Here is a 19504-nt window from a genome sequence, read left to right on the forward strand (position 1 = left end):
GGCAGGGCCCTGCCTGGTCGCCGCGCCGACGCTGGAGGTCTCCTCCAAGGCAGCGCTGGCCGGCGCGTCTGCCCACGGGTACACCTCGAAAGCATGGTGGATGCGTCTCCCCGGCGAAGGTTCAGCGCCGCGTTCGCTCGCTGGTCCCGTCGCGTCCGGCGGCGGCTGGCGCTGGAGCTGATCCTCACCGGCGCCGCCGCGGGGATGGTGCTCGGCACGGCAGGAGCCGCTGCGGCGTGGCAGACGCGGCACGGCGCGCTGCGCCCCTGGATGGCGGCCGGCGGGCTGCTCGGCGCAGCAGCCGGCGCCGCGGCGGCGCAGCGACGGCGGTGGTCTGACCCGAACGTAGCCCTGTTCCTCGATGGCAAGCTCGGCTCCTCCGAGTCGATCTCGACGGCCGTGGAGCTCACAGCATCCGAGCACGCCGAAGAGGGCGCGCCCCGGGACACCACCTCGGCAGCGCACGAGGTGGTGCTCGCGCACGCCGTGGCGGCCCTCGACCGAGCGACCGCGCCGCAGGTCCGCGCGCCGCTCTGGCGGCCCTGGCACGCCGGGGCGCCCCTTGCAGCGGCCGCCATCGGCTATCTCAGCTGGCTCCCGCTGCCACCCGCCCCTGCGACAGCCGCGCCCCCGCCGGGGGCCGAGCAGGTGCGCCTCGCCGAGATCGCCGGGTTGGAGCGAGTGATCCAGCTCGCCGAGGTCGACGCTCGGGACGCAGAGCAGCGCGAGCGGCTCAAGAAGCTCGCCGAGGACGCCAGAAACCTCCGGGAAAAGCTCAGGAGCGGCGTCGAGCGCCGCGAGGCACAGGCCGATCTCGGCAGGCTACGCGACGCGATCACGGCCGAGCGGCTGTCGCTCGGCGAGGGCGAGCAGCGTCAGGGAATGGAGTCGGCGCTCGGCAAGCTCGGAGAGGACCCCGGACTGAAGCGGGCCGCGAAGGCGCTCGGCGATCGCGACCTCGTGGCGTTCGACGAGGAGATGGAGCGGCTCGCGAACAGGCTCGAAAAGGACGATCGAGAACGAGCCCGAAAGACACTCGAGGAGGCCGCCGAGACCGCGAAGAGGGCCGGCGCCCCCGGCGTGGCGAAGGCGCTCGAGGAGCAGCGCAAGCTGCTGGACCAGCGCGGCGAGCAGGCCGACAGGCTGAGAGAGCTGGCGGAGGCGCTCGGCGAGTCGCTCGGCGATGAGGGGCGCGACGCGCTCGAGGGCCTTGGACGGACCGGGAGCGACAGCGACGCGCGGCGGCTCGCCGATAGCCTCGAAAGGGCGCTGGAGAAGCTGAGCCCCGACGAGCGCAGGCAGCTCGCCGACCAATTGAGGCAGCGGAGGGCGCAGCCCCCCGGAGGCGCACGCGGGGAGGCCGCCTCGGAAGAGCAGCTGCGCGAGCTCGCGCGGCAGCTCGCGACGGCCGAGGGCCAGCAGCAGATGGAAGAGCAGCTGCGCCGGCTGGCCCAGGACGGGGGCCCGAGCAGCGAAGAAGCGGAGCGCCAGCGAGCGCTCGACGACGCGCAGCGCGGGGCGGGTGAGGCCGAGGGGCAGCTCGGGGGGACGCCTCTCCCGGCACCGGTCGCCGGAGGGTCGAGCCGCTCGGGGCCGAGCGGCGGAGAGCCCGGCCAGAGCGGACAGCAGGGCTCGTCGGCGGGTGCGTCCGGCAGCCAGGGGCCCGCGCAGCCAGGCCACTCGGAGGGAAGCGGGCCGGGCAGCCACGAAGGGCAGACCAGCGCGATCGCCGGCGGTGAGCTGCGCTCGCGCGCCAGCGCGAGGCTCAACCCGGGCAGGCCGATGCCAGGGCTCGTGATGGGCCGGACCGCGGGGCGCGACGGAGAGACCGCGAATGTACAAGGAGAGGGCGCGCTCGGCGTCGTCGGTCCCCAGGAGATCGGCGGCGTCGAGCACAGCGACGTCCCCGAAGAGTACCGCGAGCAGGTAGGGCGTTACTTTCAGCCACGTTGACCTGCGCTCGGTAGCGCGAGGTCGCGCGCGCAATGCGCGCCGATGACCGGCGCGCTCGCAATGGCGAGCAGGAGCTCGTCCTCCACATCCACAGGAGGCGAACGCGCTGGTGGTACTCGCACGATCTCTGGCGCGCGGCGCCAGCTAGAAGCTCGCGCCGAGCAGGAAGCCCTTCGCATCGGAGGTCACGAGGGGCGCGGCGTGGAAGCGGCTGAACGCGGCGTTACGGGCTGGCGTGCGGCTCGAGGTGGTGAGCGCGTACACGGCGGTCCCGGCGAGCACCACGCCGCCGCCGATGAAGCTCCAGAACGAGACGTTGGCGAGGGTGGTCTGCGAGTCGCGCAGGTCGAGGCGCCTCGCGCTGCCGGACGGCTCCACCGCCGCAGACCGCCCCTTCGCCGTGGAGAGGATCGCGAAGGTCACGCCCGACGCGACCCCGAGCAGCCCGACCGCTCCACCCGCCACCACCAGCGGGATGTTCTGGCCCGTGTCCAGGCTGAGCGCGATGCGCTGGTCCGAGCCCCTCGCCACGAGCAGGGACGTCGACGTCCTCGCGCCGGCGCGGCGCGCCTCGATGGTGCGCTTGCCTGGGTCGACGAACACCTGAGCATCAAGGGGCGACCGTCCGATGAGCTTGCCGTCGATGAGCACCTCGGCGTCATCGACGTTCACGCTGATCCGGAGCGTACCGACCTGCGACTTGGCCTCGGCGAGCCGCTTCTCCAGGAAGCTCTTCTTCTCGGCCCTCTCGCCGAGCGGGAAGGTATCGAGCGCATACTGGAGGTGCTCGGCCGCGTCGCGATGCTGACCCACCTCGAGCTCGACGTTCCCGAGATTGCCCGCGACGTCAAAGCTCTGCTGGAGATCCCACGCCGCCTGATATCGCGCCTCGGCCTCGACGAATCTCGCCTCGTCGTAGAACTGGTTCCCCTCCCGGTAGAGCTGCGCGGCGCGCTCGCCAGCGATCGAGGTCGCAGGAGGGCCATCGGTCGGAGAGGTGGGCATCAACCGAGCCTTGCCCGTCGCGCCCGCAACGCTGGGCGCCAGGAGGACCGCCGCGCACAGGAGGAACGGAGGGGAAAACTTCGAGAATGGCTTTCGCATGATGGTTGCCGGGACGATTGCAATCCGGAGAGAGGCAACTCTCAGGGGAATGGACGCGGGGGTGCGGTCGTCCCGGGAGGCGCAGAAGGCGACGCGGCGGGTGCAGACGGCAGGGGCTGTGGTGGGATCGGATTGCTCGCGGTCGATTCGTAGGGGTCTTCCGGCGTCGTGGGAGGCTTGGACGGGCGCTTCCCCTGCGGCGCAGGGCGCGCTACGGGCGGACGGGCAGCGGCCACCGGTCCGGGGTGCGCGGACGAAGGGCTCGGCTCCACTGTAGCGGACGCAGACGGGGCTCCCGTCGCGGCAAGAGCCGGCGGCTCCGCGACGGGAGGTGGCTGCTCGGTCGCGACCGGAGGCGGCACCGCTGGAGGCGGCTGCTCGGGCAGCGCACTCGGCGTGGGCGTCACGATGCCGGGCTCGGGCGCTGGCCCGCGGGCGTCCCCGGCCAGCGTCGCGTCTTGACGGCTCGGCGGATTGGCGGCGCGCCAGAGCACCCAGAAGCCCGCGACGGTCGCGCTCCCCAGGAACACGAGCAGCGCGAACAGCCCGAGCGGAGCCCCGCGACGACGCACCGCGAGCGCGGCGGCGACCGCGGCAGCCGCGGGATCGGGCCGCGCAGCCTGCGGCGGCACGTCCGCCCGGGGGGCGGCCGCGACGGGCTGGGGAACGGGCGCCGCGTGCGGCCGCTGTTTCCGGGACGTCTCTTCCGGCGGAGGCCAGACGCCGCTGCCCACGCCGACCCGGGCCGTGCGCACGCCACCCGGGCGCGCGCCGCCCTGCCCCTCGGGAGCGCCCGGCATGCCGTGCACAGGGATCCTGCGCATCGTCGGCCGGTTCCGTTCGTCAACGCCTTTCAAGAGCGACGGCGCCACCTGGATCTTCTGCAAATCCATGGCCTGGTGCTCTCGGTTCGGGGGCAGGGTGACCGGAGGAACGTACACCTGCTTGTCGCTCGGCCCCGCCTCGCGATCCTGCCGGCGACGCGGCCTGGGCTCGCCCCACGGCATGGCCCGCTCCGCGGGCGGCGCTGCAGGGCCCAGCGCCCCTTCGTCAGGCCTGCGGCGCGGATCCTGCGAGAGGGCCCGCTGCTGCGCCAGCGACGGGTGCTCCTGCGGCAGGAAGTTGGGCGCGTCGTACCCGCGCGGCGGCTGCTGCGGCAGCGTCGGCTGCTGCGGCTGCGGCGCGGGGTCGCCCGCAGAGCCCTGACCCGCCGGCTGCCCTGGCGAGCTCTTGTTCGCGTTCCTGTTGGTCATGCCTGCCCCTCTCGCCACGCGCAAAAGCCGCGCTGCTGCCCCGCGTGGGCGGCAGCGCATCGAGCCCCCGGTCCAAGGCTCCGCCCTGTCATGGGCGCGCTCCCGAGGCGATCTGCCTCGACCGCTGCCCTGCAGACGGCGCGGTGGGTGCCGCGGCAGCGCTCCGGCGAGCGCGGGGGCGCCGCGGACCAGCGTCGAACGCGCGCTGGCCGGAGCGCGACACCTCGGAGCTCGCTCGGGGGCAGGGCCACGGCATAGCCCCGAAGATACCCCACCCGGCCGCCGCCACCATGCACCCAAGCATCACGACCTCTCCCGCACCGATACACCGGCGGGGCCCAGGGAGGCACCGGCATCGGGGGCCTCTGCCGTCGTGGGCGTGAAGGAGCCTCCCGAGGCCCGCAACCACGGTCGACGCCCGCAACCACGGTCGACGCCCGCCGAGGCCCGCAACCACAGTCGAGGCGTCGGTCCAGCGGCCGGTCGGGTGCGAAGTTGACCAGGGCCACCATCCTGCCGCTTCCCTGGAATAATGGGATCTGCCCGTGGCCATGCCATCGTGCATTCGCTGGTGCCGCGGTCTCGATTTTGTGCACTCCCCCTGTGCCCGCACCCAGGTTGAGCCTCGCCCAGGTTGAGCCTCGCCCAGTTTGAGCCCCGCCCAGGTTGAGCCCCGCCCAGGTTGAGCCACCACCTGCGCTCGTGGCGCCCCGCCGCCAGCACCCAGGTTGAGCGTCCCGCCCAGGTTGAGCGCGCCTCACCGCCCGTCCATCCACAGCCGGCATGGTAGCGATTTCGTCGCGCCGGGTGAGGTTCCTGGCAACCACAGCGGCGACGCCGCGGCCGCCCGTCAGCCCACGACGCTCACCAGCAGCGCCAGGGCGAAGCCGAACAGCACCACGCTCACCACCAGCATCGCCATGACGGCGTGGCTCGGCGCCGCGCCTCCCGGCGGCCGGCGCGCGCGCCTCGCCCCCGCCCCGCGCGCCGTCGATGGACGCGGCAGCGCAGGTCGGGCGGTGGGCTGCACCGCCCCGCCCGGCGCCGTGAGGCCGAACGCCTCCACCGTCGCGCTCAACGTGGGTGCGACGAACGCGCGGACCGGCGGCACCGTCAGCGGCGCCGTGCGCTGCCAGCACGATCCCGGCGGCAGGTGCGCCGCGGTCTCCACGCCGTCGCCCAGCGCCGCAGCGATGCGCGACAGCTCCGCCGCGAACGCCGGGGCGCTCGGGAAGCGGAGATCCGGGCGCTTCTCCAGCGCCCTCATGATGGCGCGGTCGAGCTCCGGCGGCACCGGCCGTGGCGCGTAGAGGGACGGCGGCGCGGGGATCTCGCTCGCGTGAGCGCGCAGGAGCTCGTGGAGCGGCCTCACGTGCTCGAACGGGCCGCGGCCAGCCAACAAGGTGTAGAGCACGACGCCCGCCGCATACACGTCGGTGCGGGCGTCGACGGCCACCCCGGAGGCCTGCTCGGGCGAGAGATAACGAGGCGTGCCGACGAGCACCCCCTCCTCCGTCTGGTAGAGCGACGGCGCCGGCGCGCGGCCATCGCCGGCCGAGGCGACCACCTTGGCGATGCCGAAGTCGAGCACCTTCACCATGCGCCGCCCCTGCGCGTCCGCGTCGCACAAGAACAGGTTGTCGAGCTTCACGTCGCGGTGGACGATGCCCGCGCCGTGCGCCGCGGCGAGGCCGGCGAGCGTCTGCGTCACCAGGTCGAGCGCCTCCAGCGCCGGCAGCGCGCCGCGCGCCGCCAGCTCCTCGCGCAGCGTCCGGCCGTAGAGCCGCTCCATCACGAGGAACGTCCGCCCCTCGGCCGTCCTCCCGAAGTCGGTGACCGTCACCAGGTTGGGGTGGGCGAGCCGCGCCAGCGACTGCGCCTCCACGCGCATCCGCTCCACGAGCCGCGGCTCGCGGTTGAGATCGCGGTGCAGGAGCTTCACCACCACCGGCTTGTCGAGCCCCACGTGCGCGGCCTCGATCACCTCCCCCATCCCGCCTCGCCCGAGCCGCCGCACAGGCCGGTACGGCGTGCCGTACAGCAAGGTATCGCTCAGCTCGGGCGCCGCCCACCGGCCGTCGTCGTGCGAAGGCAAGGCCATCCTCCGCGGGCCGAGGTGGTGCCGCTGTCGCGACGCGACGCGAGGATCGATATCCCGTCTCGATCCAGGACCTCGAGCGCGCGGACGCTCTTTTCACACGCCCTCCCGGAGCGCTCAAGATTTCGACAGATCCGCGCGCAAGCGCATCCTGAAGCATTCCCGCATCGAATTCCAAATTTCCACACAACCTGACGCACACGTCCGATTTCAGAGCGCAGCGCGGGGGCGAGGGCGCGCTCAAGCGGCGGTGCCCGCGACGTTCCCGGGCTCGGCGCGCTCTGACCCGGCTGCGTGCGCCAGCGCCGCCTGCTCGGCCGCGAGGGCCGCCTCGTCCTCCTGAGCGAGGAGCGCGCTCGTCTCGGCGAAGGCTGCGTCGCGCTGCGCGATGACCGCGGCGCAGCGCGCCCGCGCCGCGGCGAGCAGGCCGAGGCCGATGACGAGCCAGCCGACGGCAGCCGCGTACCCGACGATCACGACGGGCCCGGGGTCGCCCTGGGTGGCCTTGGCGATCATCGCGAAGGCGTAGAACGGCGACGGGGCCGCGACGAGGAGGGCGCTCTCGCTCGTGCTGAGCTCCGCGACGAGGCCGGCGATGGCCGCGACGATCCACGGGCCGACCGCGATCGCGAAGAGCAGCGTCAGGAGCAGCACGCGCGCGATCATGGGCGCGGCGGTCCGCGCGCGGAGGAACGCGCCGAGCCCGACGAGGAACACGTAGAAGGCGAGCGCGTACATGGCGAAATACCCGAGCTGCCGCGCCGAGACCTCCGGCTCCGCGATGGTCGCGTCGAGGACGAGCCGGTGGCCGGCCGCCCAGAGCGCGAGGACGGCGGGGACCCCCGCCGCGAGCAGCAGGTACGCCGATCGGACGATGCCGGGGCCGAAGAAGCGACGCAGCCGGCTGGCGCGGCATCGGGCCCAGTGCACCTCGACGCGGCGCGAGGGGCCGATCGGATCGCCGGCGAAGAGGAACACGCAGAACGTCAGGAACGCGAACATCGCGCTCATGCCCGCGATGATCGTGGGCATGCGCTCGTGCGCGTCCACCGAGAACGCCGGCACCGCCGCGGCGGCCGCGACCACCGGCGTGCAGGCCGCGAACCACGCCTTCAGGCCGGAGGAGCGATCGTCGCTCTCGCTCGTGAGGTTCGCGACGGTCACCTGGTACAAAAACCACGCGGGGACGACGATCGCCGCGATCGGCAGGAGGACCAGGAACAGCGCGTAATCGAGGCCGAACGGGGCGCGCTGGTAGGCGACCGGGAGCCAGATCGGCGGGCCCTCGGGCACCTCCGGCCAGGCCATGTGCGCCGCGTACGACAGCCCGGCGCCCGCCGCCGTGAACAGGCAGATCGACAGGGGGAACGCGAGCAGCAGCGTGACGAGGATCGCCGCGCGCAGGCTCCCCATCTTCGAGCTGATCGCGAGGCCGAAGGCGACGCTGAGCAGCGCGATCAGGAACAGGAACAGGAACGCGATCACCACCTCCGTCGCGGTGATCCCGCCGAACAGGAACGGCAGCGCCCCGACCGGCGCGAGCATCACCACGTACATCGAGATCGCCGTGTAGGCGGCGAGGAACTTGCCGCGAGCGATCTCGCCGGGCGGGATGCCCGTCAGGAGCACCGCTTCCCAGGTCCGGCCCTCGCGCTCGGAGGCGATGCTGTTCGCGGCGACCGCGGGCCCGACCAGGGCCACCACGAAGTACGCGAGCGAGAAGAAGACCTGGAACAGGATCACCCCCGCCTTCGCGGGCGCGACGTCCCTCGACACGATGCCGCCGAGCGACGCGATGAGCAGCGTCATCAGCACGGCGAACACCAGGAGGATGACCGGCGTGCGGGAGAGGCGCGCCGCCTGCTTGAGCTCGCGGATCCAGATCGGGTTCGGCTCGCCCAGGAGGCGCCCCGCGCGGTCCCGCGCCCGATCGACGAGCCGCTGCGGCGACGGACCGCCGGGCGGCGATGAGGCAGTCTGCTCGCTCACTGCACCTCTCCTTGCGTGACCTCCAGGAAGATCCGCTCGAGCTCGTTGCGCTCCGGCTCGACCCCGATCACGCCGATCCCGCTCCGCACGAGGTGCTGGACGATCTCGGCGATCTTCACGTCGTTGCCGATGTAGCCGACGTGCACGGCGCCCGCGACGATCTCGACGTCGGCGATCCCCGGACCGCCCCGGAGCAGGTAGGCCGCCGCCTCGGGCTCGCCGAGGACCCGGACCTTCACCTTGCGCCGGGAGAGCAGCGGCGAGAGCGCGGGGTAGGCCGCCGCCTGCCCCGCGCTCGCCGGCGCGGCGGCGTGGGGCGGGTGCGCGCCGTAGCCGGGCGGCGGAGCGCCCGCCGGCAGTGGACCGGCCGCGGCGCCGGGAGCAGGCGCGCCGGGCTCGTATGGCGGCGCCGGGTGGTGCGCGGGCGCCGCGTACCCGGCCGGCGCGGGGGCGTGGCGCGGCGGCGCGTGCCCGTGCGCCTGCGCGGCGCGCACCGCCTCCAGGCGCGCCGCGATCTCCCCGATCGGGCCGGCGACCACGAGGCGGCCCTTCTCGAGGATCCCGATCGACGTGCACACGTCGGAGAGCTCCGTGAGGATGTGCGACGAGAGGAAGATCGTCTTCCCCAGGCTCCGGAGCTCGAGCAAGAGGTCGCGGATCTCGATGCGCGCGCGCGGATCGAGATCGCTCGCCGGCTCGTCCAGGATGAGGACCTTGGGGTCGTGCAGCAGGATCCTCCCGAGCTGGAGGCGCTGCTTCATCCCCTTCGACATGGTGGCGACGATCCGGTCCTGGATCTTGCCGAGGTCGGTCAGCTCCAGGACGGCGTCGACGACGTCGAGCGACGGCACGCGGAAGGCGTCCGCGAAGAACTCGAGGTACTCGCGCACCGTGATCCGGTCGTAGACGCCGGCGTGATCCGGCATGTACCCGATGCTGCGGCGGACCGCCGCCGGGTCGATCGTGACGTCGACGCCGTCGATCTCGACCCGCCCCGCCATCGGCTCGAGCAGGGTCGCCATGACGCGGATCGTCGTCGTCTTGCCCGCGCCGTTCGGCCCGATGAAGCCGAAGATCTCGCCGGGGCCGACGTCGAAGGTGACGTCCCTGAGCACGTCGAGCGAGCCGAAGCGGTGCGAGAGGTGGCGGACGCGGATCGTCGGCGCAGGCCGCTCGACCCGCGGCCCGGGGGGCGGAGCGCCGGGAGGCGCGGCGCTCACGGCCGACCTCCGTAGCCGACGATCCGCACGAGCACGCGGTCGCTCTCGAGCCGCAGCCCCGAGTCGCTGGCGCGCCCCTCGCCGCCGTCGAGCTGGCCGAGCAGGACGGGCACGCCGGCCGGGAACCAGTCGACCGCGCTGCCGGCCGCCTCCTCGATGGCCAGCCACGCGGCGCCGAGCCCGGGGGCGTCGTTCTCGAGCAGGGGGACCAGCAGGCCCCCGCCGAGGTCGTGGACGTCGATCCCGCCGACCCGCCGCCCGAAGCTCACATGCGAGAGCCAGCTCTGCCCGTCGCTCCGCGCCCCGAGGTCGACCCCCGCGCGCGACGAGACCTCCTCCCCGTCCCTGATGCGAGCGAAGTAGCGGGCCACCCCCGCCGGCAACCACAGGACCCCGCCCCGGAGGTCGCGGCCGCTCCGGTTGCTCACGACGACGTCGCCGCTCGGCTCGGCGATGATCGCGATGCCGTCCCCGAGCGGCGCGACGCCATCCTCGCGGACGATCACCGTCTGCCACGGGAGCACGGCGACCTTCGTCAGCCGGGCCCCGTCGCGCTCCACGAGCAGCCGATCGCGCCGCTCCGCGAGCTCGGCCAGCACCGCCGTGCTGATCACGCCGCTCGCGTCGGTCGTGCGGACGGTGAGCTCCTCCGCGCGGGGCACGAAGAAGCCGCGGAACCGGCGCACCGCCCCCTTCGCCATGCCGGCCCCCGCCTCGATCAGCGTGAGGTGGCGCGCCCTGCCGCGCACCCCCTTCGCGAGCAGGCCCACGCCGACGATCACCGCGAAGGTGACCGCCGCGTACACGGGCAGGTGCCGGAGCGCGCGGAGCGGCCTCCCCTGCCTCGCGGCGCGCGAGAAGTTGATCGGGCCGGCGAGCACCGCGTACAGGCAGAGCAGCAGCGCGGAGACCCCGATCGCCCAGCGCGAGCTCTCGTTCGGATCGAGCTCCCGCCGCACCGGGTCCAGATCGAGCCCCATCGCCTCTTCCCCCGGCCGGAACGCGATCGTGGAGCGGCGGTCGTAGGCGCGGCGCGCGAGATCGGCCACCCGGATCTTCGCCCAGGGGTCGCCGGACGCGGGCGGGCGCGTGGGATCGAACGCGAGCAGGTGCACCTCGCCGAGCCCGTAGAAGGCCGAGCTGCCGTACGGGCTCCCGCGCAGGTTGCCGCCCGACCAGCCGGAGAGCGCCTCGGCCACCGCGGGGCTCGCGCTCGGCGCGGGCAGGAGCGCGTTGCCCTGCTTGCCGAAGCCGCTGGGCGCGCCGGGCGGCACGATCTCCTCGAGCGTGGGCGGCGCGACGCCCGCCCGCGCGACCTCGCCGCCGACGAACGCCGCGAGCGTCGGGTGCCGCAGATCCTCGGGGCGCGCGACGGCCAGCGCCAGCGTACCGCCGGAGAGCACGTAGCCGGCGAGCGCCTCGAGCTCGGCGCCGTTCAGCCGCGAGAGCGCGTCGGTGCGCATGAGCACCGCGTCCGCCGCGCTGTACAGGGCCGCCCGGTCCGGCAGCAGCGGGTCGCCGGTGGCGCCGTCGTAGCGCGGCTGCCCGACCCACAGGACAGGGCTCGGCGACGACCCGGGGCCGCGGCCGCTCGGCAGGTACAGCGGCGCGACCGGCGCCTCGTGGAGCCCCGCTCGGACGAGCGACGTCTCGCTGACGTCGAAGAGCACCACGGCGCGCTGCGAGGTCGACGAGAGCGCGTGCGACGACACCTGCGCGCCGCCCTCGTCGAGCGCGCGCACCTGCACGTCGGCGAAGGGCGACACCTGCACCGGCACCCGCACGTGGATCGAGGCGCCCGCCGCGACCGTGTAAGGCGCCGACGCGACGAAGACGCGGTGCTCGCCGTAGCGCGTCGACGAGACCTCGACCTCGCCCTTGGCCGCCGTGCCGCCGTTGTTTTGGAGGCGCACGACGACCTGGTTCCACCCCCAGGGCATCCCGCCGCTCGTCCCGAACACCGGCGCCGCGTCGACGACGAGCTCCGGCGCACTCGACGCCGCCGGCGCCTGCCCGAGCGCCGGCCCCGCCGCCGTGAGCGCCGCGAGCCACGCCGCGCCGGCCGCGACCTTCGCCAGGGCAGCGGCCTGGCCTGCCCTCCCCTGCGCCTCGGCGCCGCGCCTCATCGCCGGATCGCCTGCGCCACGGGCTCGGGACGCGCCTCGACCGCGGCGAGCAGCGCGGCGACCACCTGATCCGTCGTGATCCCCTCCGCCTCGCCCTCGAAGGACCGGATCATCCGGTGGCGGAGCACCGCCTTCGCGACCCGCTGCACGTCGGCGAAGGCGACGTGCGCCCTGCCCTGGAGCAACGCCACGGCCTTCGCGGCCAGCACCAGCGACTGCGCGCCGCGCACCCCGGCGCCGAACCGGAGCGCCCTGCGCACGATCTCGGGCGCCCCCTCGGCGGCCGGGTCGCTCGCCCGCGTGAGCCGCGACGCGTACCGCATGACGGGCTCGGCGACCGCGACGTCGCGGCAGAGCGAGCGCAGCGAGAGCACGTCGTCGCGGGTGAGCACCCGCGGCGGCGGCCCGCGATCGTGGCCCGTGGTCCGGGCGAGGATCTCGGTCAGCTCGTCCTCGGTCGGGCTCGGCACGAGCACCTTGAGCAGGAACCGATCGAGCTGCGCCTCCGGCAGCGGGTAGGTCCCCTCCATCTCGATCGGGTTCTCGGTGGCCAGCACGAAGAACGGCTCCTCCATCGCGTACCGGGTGCCGGCGATGGTGCACGCGTGCTCCTGCATCGCCTCGAGCAGCGCGCTCTGCGTCTTCGGCGTCGCCCGGTTGATCTCGTCGGCCAGGATCACCTGCCCGAAGATCGGCCCCCGGTGCAGCGAGAAGTGGCGCGAGCCGTCCGCGGCCGAGACGAGCACGTTGGTCCCGGTCACGTCGCTCGGCATGAGATCCGGGGTGAACTGGATGCGCGAGAACCTGAGATCGAGGCAGGCGGCGATCGTCCTGACGAGGAGCGTCTTGCCCAGCCCGGGCGCCCCCTCCAGCAGGACATGCCCTCCCGCGATGATGCCCCAGAGCGTCTGCTCGATGACGTCACCCTGACCGACGACGGCCTGCCCGATCGCCTCCCGCAGCCGCGCGCTCGTCTGCTGCGCGAGCTCGAGCCTCGCCTCGAAGGAGGCAGGGGCCGAGCCCTGCCCTCCGTCAACACCTGCGCCTGATTCCGCCGCCATCTGGTCGCCCTCGGGCGACGACCATAGCCGGCCGCGCGCCGCGCGTCGATCGGGCCGCGGCGCGCGGCAGCGCCGAGGAGCGGCAGGCGTCCGCGCCGCGCGCCGCGAGGCCGCGCGGGCCGCGTAAGCCGCGTAAGCCGCGTAAACTCACCATCTCGTGGCGAGACACGATCTCGACGCGGTCGCCCTCGGACCTGGGACAACGTCCGGGGGCGCCGCGGACGCACGGCGAAACACGGCTCGATCCCTCGGCGCTCGACATCGCCATGCTATGTTTCACGGATGAACATGCTTGTCCGAAGCTGTAGCCGTGCACTTGCCTCGCTCTGCCTGTCCGTGCGCACGGGCGCGGCGCTCACCGCGGCTCTGGCGCTCGGCGCGAGCGCCTGCGCCACGGTGGCCGGCGAACATGAGGCAGAGACCAAGTTCCTCGTGAAGCCGACCTCGCAGTCGGCCTTCTCCGGGTGGAGCGAGGTCTCCATCTCTCAGGATCCGAATTCCGTCGACGGCGCCAAGCTCATGTTCATCCGGCTCGAGGCGCGCGACGACAACGTGCCCGACCTGACGTTCATCAAGAGCATCACCGCCGAGACCGTCGTCGACGACGTCTCCACCGTGGTCGCCAGGAAGGCGCCGATGCCCGCCGGGGAGCGCATCGTCCCGCTCGATCGGGTCTATCACGACGACATCCGGAAGTTCTTCTATGCGGACGAGGAGAACGACGGATACACGGTGCATGTCGACTGGCACGGCGAGATCGATCTGACGAAGACGATCCCGCCCGAAGGGGTGTGGATGAAGGTCCTCGTCGGCGTCCGTATCGAGTGATCTCGCCGCCGCGGCGACCTTCGCATCCATGCCCCGCGGCGCCCCTGCGCCGTCCAGCCCGACCCCCCGTCCACCCACGCTCCAGCTACCTCGCCCGGCCCAACCTCGCGAACCACGAGCGCGTCGAGCCCGAGGGCGAGCGGACGCTGGCCGAGCAGACGGCCGCGCGCGTCGCGCACGAGCAGCGGCTCGCGGCGCTCGAGGACGACCTCGCCGCGCGCGGCTGCCCGCCGGCTAGCGGGGCGCGGCCCCCCGGCCGTGCCCGATGAGCTCCTTGAACAGCGGCGAGGTGACGTACCGCTCCCCGCCGTCGGGCAGGATCACCACGATGTTCTTGCCCTGCATCTCGTCGCGCGCCGCGACCGAGAGCGCCGCCGCCATGGCCGCGCCGCCGGAGATGCCGACGAGGATCCCCTCGGTCTTGGCGAGCCGGCGCGCGGCGTCGAACGACTCGTCCTCGGACACGGGCACCACCTCGTCGATGAGCTCGCGCCGGAGGATCTTCGGGATGAAGCCCGCGCCGATGCCCTGGATGAGGTGCGCCCCCGCGCGGCCGCCGCTCAGCACGGCGGCGTTCCGGGGCTCGACCGCGATCATCTTCACCCCCGGCTTCTTCTCCTTGAGCACCTCGCCCACGCCGGTGATCGTCCCGCCGGTCCCCACGCCGGCGACCACGACGTCGACCGCGCCGTCCGTGTCCTCCCAGATCTCGCGCGCGGTCGTCGCGCGGTGCGCGGCCGGGTTCGCCGGGTTCTCGAACTGCTGGAGCATCACCGCGCCGGGCGTCTCCTCCACGATCTGGCGCGCCCGCGCGACCGCCTGCACCATCAACGACCCGGGCGTCTGCAGCACCTCCACCCCGAACGCCCGGAGCAGCGCGACCCGCTCGGGGCTCATCGACTCGGGCATCGTGAGGATCAGCCGGTAGCCCTTGGCCGCGGCGATCATCGCCAGCGCGAGGCCCGTGTTGCCGCTCGTCGGCTCGACGAGGACGCTCCCGCGCGTCAGCTTGCCCCGCCGCTCGGCGTCCTCGATCATCGCGAGGCCGATGCGATCCTTGACGCTGCCGCCAGGGTTCCGGCTCTCGACCTTGCCGATGAGCGAGGCGCGCAGCCCCTTGCCCGCAGAGCTCAAGCGAACGAGGGGCGTGCGCCCGATCGTCGCCGCGATGTTGTCGAAGATTGAACCCACCTGGCCGCCCTCCGTGATGGCCGCCTGGCCAGACGGAGCGCCGGCCCGGTGGCTAGATGGAATAATCCTGCACGAAGATCTTGGCGTCACGGAGATTTACAAGAACCCTGTCTCCCTCGGACAGCCCGAGCTCGGCGACGCGGTCCTTGGTCAGCTCGACGGCGAGCGGCTGGCCGTCGGAGAGGCGGAGCTCCGCCTTCACCATCCAGCCGACCCGGGATAGCCGCTCGACGCGCGCGAGGCTCGCGTCGTCGGAGCGGGGCGGGTCCGAGGAGTCGACCCGGGAGTGGAGCTCGATGTCGTGCGGCCGCACGAAGGCGCGCACGTTCGCGCCATCGTCCGTCCCCGGGGGGGCGTGCACCGCGAGGGTCCCGAGCGACGCCTGGCCGTCGCGCACCTGGCCGTCGAGCACGTTGATCGACCCGACGAAGCTCGCCACGAACTCGGTCGCCGGTCGATCGTAGATCTCCTCGGGCGTGCCGATCTGCTCGACCCGGCCCTTGTGCAGCACGATGACCCGGTCGGCGAGGTCCATCGCCTCTTCCTGGTCGTGGGTCACGAAGACGCTCGTGATCCCCCGCTCCTTGTGGAGCCGGCGGATCCACTCGCGCAGCTCGAGGCGCACCTTGGCGTCGAGCGCCCCGAACGGCTCGTCGAGCAGCAGCAGCGACGAGCCTGGCGCGAGCGCGCGCGCCAGCGCGACGCGCTGCCGCTGGCCGCCGGACAGCTCGTGCGGGAACCGGCTCCCGAGCCCTCCGAGCTGCACGAGGCTGAGGAGCTCGTCGACGGTGGCGTCGACCTCCTTCCGGGGCCGCTTCCGGATGGTGAGGCCGAAGCCGATGTTCTGGCGCACGGTCATGTGCCGGAACAGGGCGTAGCTCTGGAACACGAAGCCGATGTTCCGGTCCTGTACGCGCGTGTTCGTCGCGTTCTTGCCGTTCAGGATCACCTCGCCAGCGTCGGGGCTCTCGAGCCCGGCGATGATGCGGAGGACGGTGCTCTTGCCGCCCCCGCTCGGCCCGAGCAGCGCTACCAGGGCGCCGCTCTCGATCTCGAACGAGACGTCGTCGACTACCTTGTTCGGACCGAACCGCTTCGTGAGCTGCTGGACAACGATTCCCATAAGCGACAGCTGGCCTTCTGCCCGTCTCGGTCGCCTGGGACAGAAAATCCAGGACGCTCGAGCGCGCACCAGACTCGCCTGCCGGGCGGGTAGGCGCAACCAGATTCAGAAATATGCATCGGAACGGTGGGTCTATTTGCAATATTCGCAAGAAGCGCGTTCCTGGCGCTTCTTGCTCGTCCTGCGGCGGGCTCAGCAAGCCGCGCTCTCCTCGCGCGCCGGGCTGCGTTCGTCCAATGGGCAGGCTCCAGGTGCTAGCATCGCCGCGCCGCGCAGCGACGCGGCGGGACCGGGACGGGAGGCCTCAGGGCGGTTGGACGAGGACGCGGGGCCGCGGCACGGCGGGACCAGGACGGGAGACGGATGCGTTGTCTGGTGACTGGGGTGGCCGGCTTCATCGGTTCACACCTCGCGGAGCGTCTGATCGAGCTCGGGCATGAGGTGCTCGGGGTGGACCGCTTCGCCGACTACTACGCCCGCGACATCAAGGAGGGGAACCTGGACCGGCTGCGCGGCGAGCCGCGTTTTTCGCTGGCGACCGTCGATCTCGCGACCGCCGACCTCCGTCGGCTGCTCTCGGACCGCGAGGTCATCTTCCACCAGGCGGCGCAGGCCGGCGTGCGTCCGAGCTGGGGGTTGAGCTTCGAGGGCTACCTGCACGACAACGTGCTCGCAACGCAGCGGCTGCTGGAGGCGGCGAGGACGCACGGCCAGGTGCGCAAGCTCGTCTACGCCTCGTCGTCCTCCGTGTACGGCGACACAGAGGAGGTCCCGATGCACGAATCCAGCCGGACCGCGCCGCACTCGCCCTACGGGGTGACCAAGCTGGCCGGCGAGCACCTCTGCGAGCTCTACCGGCGCAACTTCGGGCTGCCCACGGTCTCGCTCCGGTACTTCACTGTGTACGGCCCGAGGCAGCGCCCGGACATGGCGTTTCACCGGTTCATCTCGGCCATCCTGCGGGGCGAGACGGTCCGCATGCACGGCGACGGCGAGCAGACGCGCGATTTCACCTACGTGAGCGACGCGGTGCAGGCCAACGTCGCCGCCATGGAGGGCGCCGCGGTCGGCGTGTTCAACATCGGCGGCGGCTCGCGGGTGAGCCTCAACGACGCGCTCGGGATGCTCGGGGAGATCGCGGGGCCCGCGCGCGTGGAGCGGGGCGAGCCGCAGGCCGGGGACGTCAGGCACACATGGGCCGATACAGCGGCGGCGCAGGCGGCGCTCCGGTACGTGCCCCGGGTCCCGCTGCGCGAGGGGCTCGCTGCCCAGGTGGCCTGGCAGAAGAGGAGGCTCGCGCCCTCCCGGTAGCGGGAGCGCCGTGCGCTCAGGCGCCGGGGCCCTCGGCGCGGGGGGCGAGATCGACGATGCGCGCCGCGGGGACATGCGCGGCCACGATCTCGTCCGCGAGGTTGATCCAGCGCTCGCAGCGATCGAGGACGACGCTGTCGGACGAGACGACGCCCGCCGCGCCCACGAGGAGCCGGTCGGGGTCGGGGACGAGCGTCGCCTCGATCGACAAGGGCGCGCTGCTCGACAACGGCGCGCCGCCGAGCCGCTCGAGGAGCCGCGCGCGCAGCTTGCCCGAGCTCGAGACGGCGGCGTCGAGGAGGACGCGCGCGCCCGCCGCGCCGGCAGCGGACAGCGCGCCGCCGAGCAGATCGATGGCGGCGTCGGTCTCCGCGATGGGCGCGTAGCTGCCGCGCAGCCCCGCGAGGTCGCGGAGCACCCCCTCGGGACCGCGCAGGAGCAGGCCGCCCGAGAGGGCCACCTCCAGGGTGATGATCAGGTTGAAGCCGTCGATGTTCGCCTCCGCGCCCCGGAGCGACGACGCGGGCGCGCGGCGCGCGAGGCGCGACGCCCGCTGCGCCTCCGAGCAGGCCGACCGCTGCAGCGCGAGGCGCTGGCGGGCGACCAGCTGGTGATGGTCGCCCACGGTCCGGATCGCGGTGCGCAGCGGGTAGCCGCGGCCGAGGAGCCACGTCACCTCCTCGAGCGCGACGCGCAGCCTGATCACCGCCTCGGGACCGAACAGCTGCCCATCGTCGGGGTGACCGCCGCGCGGCGCGCGCTCGCTCGCCCCCTCGCCCGCCGTCGCTTCCTGTCGTCTGTCTGCCACGTGCCCTCGATGCTCGCCGGTGGTGCCCTCGATGGCAGCCGCCCTTTCCGTCGCTCCGGGGTAGCACGCCGCGCATCCGCGCCCGCCCCGGCGCGAGCTCTCGTCGACTCGAGCACCTCCTGCGGCCACGCGCAGGACCGGCGCCCGCGGCGAGCTGGCGTCGCCACCCCGCCAGGATCGCGAGACCTGGCGGCTGCGTATCCGGCCTCACCTCCCGCCTGCGCCTATCGTCTCCCGGAGGGCGGCAGGGAACCGCGCGTTCCCGGAACGATCTGCTATCCTCCGCCGCCGTGATTGTGGACCAGCCCCCCACACCTGCCCCCCACGAGGCTCCGGAGGACCGGGTCACGTTCGGGCTCTCCGCCTTCGAGCCTCGCCCGAGCCTGATGGCGCCCTCCATCGCGCCGGCCGCCCAGCCGGCGCCGCAGGTCTCCGTCGTCGTCCCGGGGCTGAACGAGGCCGATAGCCTGGCCGAGCTCGCGCAGCGCGTGGATCAGGCCCTCCGGGGGCGCTTCACCTACGAGCTCATCTTCGTCGACGACGGCAGCACCGACGACACATGGGCCGTCATCTCCCGGATCCGCGCGGAGAACCCGGTGGTGAAGGGCATCCGGCTGCGGAAGAACTTCGGCAAGGCGACGGCGCTGACGGCCGGCTTCCGCAAGGCGAAGGGCGCCGTGGTCGTCACCATGGACGCCGACCTCCAGGACGATCCGGCCGATCTGCCGAGCTTCATCGCCAAGGTCGAGGAGGGGCTCGACGTGGTGGTCGGCTGGAAGGTCAACCGGCTCGATCCCAAGAACCGCCTCGTCCTGTCCCGCATCTTCAACGGGACGGTCCGCTCGGTCACGGGCGTGAAGCTCCACGACATGAACTGCGGCTTCAAGGCCTACCGGAGCGAGGTGCTGCGCACCATCCCGATCTACGGCGATCTCTTCCGGTTCATCCCGGCGCTCGCCGCGTGGCAGGGCTTCCGCGTCGCGGAGATCCCGGTGCGCCACCACGCCCGCAAGTACGGCAGCTCCCGCTACGGCCTGGAGCGCATCCTGCGCGGCTTCTTCGACCTGCTCAGCGTCATGTTCCTGACCCGCTACTCGAAGAAGCCGATGCACCTCTTCGGCCTCATCGGCCTCGTGTTCGCGGCGGTCGGGGTGACCATCAACGCCTACCTGACCTTGCTCTGGTTCCTCGGCCACAAGATCGGCGATCGCCCGCTGCTCCTCCTCGGCGTGCTGATGATCCTCCTCGGCATCCAGTTCTTCTCGATGGGGTTCATCGGCGAGTTCCTCACCTTCCAGATGCAGCAGCGACACCAGGCGGAGGAGCTGCCCATCCGCGAGGAGGTCGAGTGAGCCCCGCGCCCTGCGCCGCTCGGCCCGACGTCCCCGCGCTCGGGCGCCTCTCCCACCAGGTCCTCTGCGCCGCCGCGCCGCGCTGAG

Annotated in this window: 14 protein-coding genes; 4 read left to right on the plus strand and 10 right to left on the minus strand. The window is 73.0% G+C overall.

Features of this window, described 5'->3' with window-relative positions; genetic code table 11:
- The first annotated feature begins 93 nt into the window (after window positions 1-93).
- The gene (locus tag WME89_RS44625; RefSeq protein WP_438005653.1) at window positions 94-1953 is read left to right on the plus strand and encodes a hypothetical protein; all 1860 of its coding nucleotides are present in this window, start codon (window positions 94-96) and stop codon (window positions 1951-1953) included.
- A gap of 144 nt (window positions 1954-2097) precedes the next feature.
- Here the strand turns inward: WME89_RS44625 and WME89_RS44630 are convergent, their stop codons facing one another.
- The 7 genes from WME89_RS44630 to WME89_RS44660 form a co-directional block, all read right to left on the minus strand.
- Window positions 2098-2958 carry a hypothetical protein gene (locus WME89_RS44630; protein WP_438005654.1) on the minus strand — a complete coding sequence of 287 codons (861 nt, stop codon included), beginning with the start codon at window positions 2956-2958 and terminating at the stop codon, window positions 2098-2100.
- 140 nt (window positions 2959-3098) lie between these two features.
- A complete protein-coding gene (locus WME89_RS44635) occupies window positions 3099-4310 on the minus strand; it encodes a hypothetical protein (RefSeq protein WP_438005655.1) in 1212 nt (403 codons plus the stop codon).
- A gap of 850 nt (window positions 4311-5160) precedes the next feature.
- The gene (locus tag WME89_RS44640) at window positions 5161-6411 is read right to left on the minus strand and encodes a serine/threonine-protein kinase (protein WP_438005656.1); all 1251 of its coding nucleotides are present in this window, start codon (window positions 6409-6411) and stop codon (window positions 5161-5163) included.
- A 237-nt stretch (window positions 6412-6648) separates the two neighbouring features.
- Window positions 6649-8397 (minus strand): ABC transporter permease, encoded by a 1749-nt coding sequence (locus tag WME89_RS44645; RefSeq protein WP_438005657.1) that lies wholly within the window; start codon window positions 8395-8397, stop codon window positions 6649-6651.
- Window positions 8394-9617, minus strand: coding sequence for an ABC transporter ATP-binding protein (locus tag WME89_RS44650; protein ID WP_438005658.1), 1224 nt, complete (start codon window positions 9615-9617; stop codon window positions 8394-8396). Before WME89_RS44650 ends, WME89_RS44645 begins: the two co-directional genes overlap by 4 nt.
- Entirely contained in the window at window positions 9614-11743 is a 2130-nt protein-coding gene (locus WME89_RS44655) for a hypothetical protein (RefSeq protein ID WP_438005659.1), read from the minus strand. Before WME89_RS44655 ends, WME89_RS44650 begins: the two co-directional genes overlap by 4 nt.
- Window positions 11740-12804 carry an AAA family ATPase gene (locus tag WME89_RS44660; protein ID WP_438005660.1) on the minus strand — a complete coding sequence of 355 codons (1065 nt, stop codon included), beginning with the start codon at window positions 12802-12804 and terminating at the stop codon, window positions 11740-11742. Before WME89_RS44660 ends, WME89_RS44655 begins: the two co-directional genes overlap by 4 nt.
- A gap of 282 nt (window positions 12805-13086) precedes the next feature.
- Here WME89_RS44660 and WME89_RS44665 point away from each other — a divergent pair, with 282 nt between their 5' ends.
- Window positions 13087-13632: a hypothetical protein gene (locus tag WME89_RS44665; RefSeq protein WP_437658033.1), complete on the plus strand. Its 546-nt coding sequence runs from the start codon at window positions 13087-13089 to the stop codon at window positions 13630-13632.
- A gap of 234 nt (window positions 13633-13866) precedes the next feature.
- On the opposite strand, the gene cysK is transcribed toward WME89_RS44665, so the two are convergent.
- Both cysK and WME89_RS44675 read right to left on the minus strand, forming a co-directional pair.
- Window positions 13867-14823: a cysteine synthase A gene (gene cysK / locus WME89_RS44670; RefSeq protein WP_438005661.1), complete on the minus strand. Its 957-nt coding sequence runs from the start codon at window positions 14821-14823 to the stop codon at window positions 13867-13869.
- Window positions 14824-14875: 52 nt separating this feature from the next.
- The gene (locus WME89_RS44675) at window positions 14876-15946 is read right to left on the minus strand and encodes a sulfate/molybdate ABC transporter ATP-binding protein (protein WP_438005662.1); all 1071 of its coding nucleotides are present in this window, start codon (window positions 15944-15946) and stop codon (window positions 14876-14878) included.
- A 363-nt stretch (window positions 15947-16309) separates the two neighbouring features.
- On the opposite strand from WME89_RS44675, the gene WME89_RS44680 reads away from it, so the two are divergent.
- Complete coding sequence (locus WME89_RS44680) at window positions 16310-17257, plus strand: NAD-dependent epimerase/dehydratase family protein (RefSeq protein WP_438005663.1); 948 nt, start codon at window positions 16310-16312, stop codon at window positions 17255-17257.
- A gap of 16 nt (window positions 17258-17273) precedes the next feature.
- Here the strand turns inward: WME89_RS44680 and WME89_RS44685 are convergent, their stop codons facing one another.
- Window positions 17274-18065: a DUF434 domain-containing protein gene (locus WME89_RS44685; RefSeq protein ID WP_438005664.1), complete on the minus strand. Its 792-nt coding sequence runs from the start codon at window positions 18063-18065 to the stop codon at window positions 17274-17276.
- Window positions 18066-18355: 290 nt separating this feature from the next.
- Here WME89_RS44685 and WME89_RS44690 point away from each other — a divergent pair, with 290 nt between their 5' ends.
- On the plus strand, window positions 18356-19417 hold the full coding sequence (locus WME89_RS44690; protein WP_437620932.1) for a glycosyltransferase family 2 protein: 1062 nt from the start codon (window positions 18356-18358) through the stop codon (window positions 19415-19417).
- The last annotated feature ends 87 nt before the right edge of the window (window positions 19418-19504 follow it).

Origin of the sequence: Sorangium sp. So ce321, assembly GCF_051530195.1 — a bacterium.
GTDB lineage: Bacteria > Myxococcota_A > Polyangia > Polyangiales > Polyangiaceae > Sorangium.

Coding starts and splice junctions, on each gene's coding strand:
- WME89_RS44635 (WP_438005655.1), bottom strand. CDS start 4,310: ATGACCAACAGGAACGCGAACAAGAGCTCGCCAGGGCAGCCGGCGGGT.
- WME89_RS44675 (WP_438005662.1), bottom strand. CDS start 15,946: ATGGGAATCGTTGTCCAGCAGCTCACGAAGCGGTTCGGTCCGAACAAG.
- WME89_RS44630 (WP_438005654.1), bottom strand. CDS start 2,958: ATGCCCACCTCTCCGACCGATGGCCCTCCTGCGACCTCGATCGCTGGC.
- WME89_RS44625 (WP_438005653.1), top strand. CDS start 94: ATGGTGGATGCGTCTCCCCGGCGAAGGTTCAGCGCCGCGTTCGCTCGC.
- WME89_RS44640 (WP_438005656.1), bottom strand. CDS start 6,411: ATGGCCTTGCCTTCGCACGACGACGGCCGGTGGGCGGCGCCCGAGCTG.
- WME89_RS44665 (WP_437658033.1), top strand. CDS start 13,087: ATGAACATGCTTGTCCGAAGCTGTAGCCGTGCACTTGCCTCGCTCTGC.
- WME89_RS44660 (WP_438005660.1), bottom strand. CDS start 12,804: ATGGCGGCGGAATCAGGCGCAGGTGTTGACGGAGGGCAGGGCTCGGCC.
- WME89_RS44655 (WP_438005659.1), bottom strand. CDS start 11,743: ATGAGGCGCGGCGCCGAGGCGCAGGGGAGGGCAGGCCAGGCCGCTGCC.
- WME89_RS44680 (WP_438005663.1), top strand. CDS start 16,310: ATGCGTTGTCTGGTGACTGGGGTGGCCGGCTTCATCGGTTCACACCTC.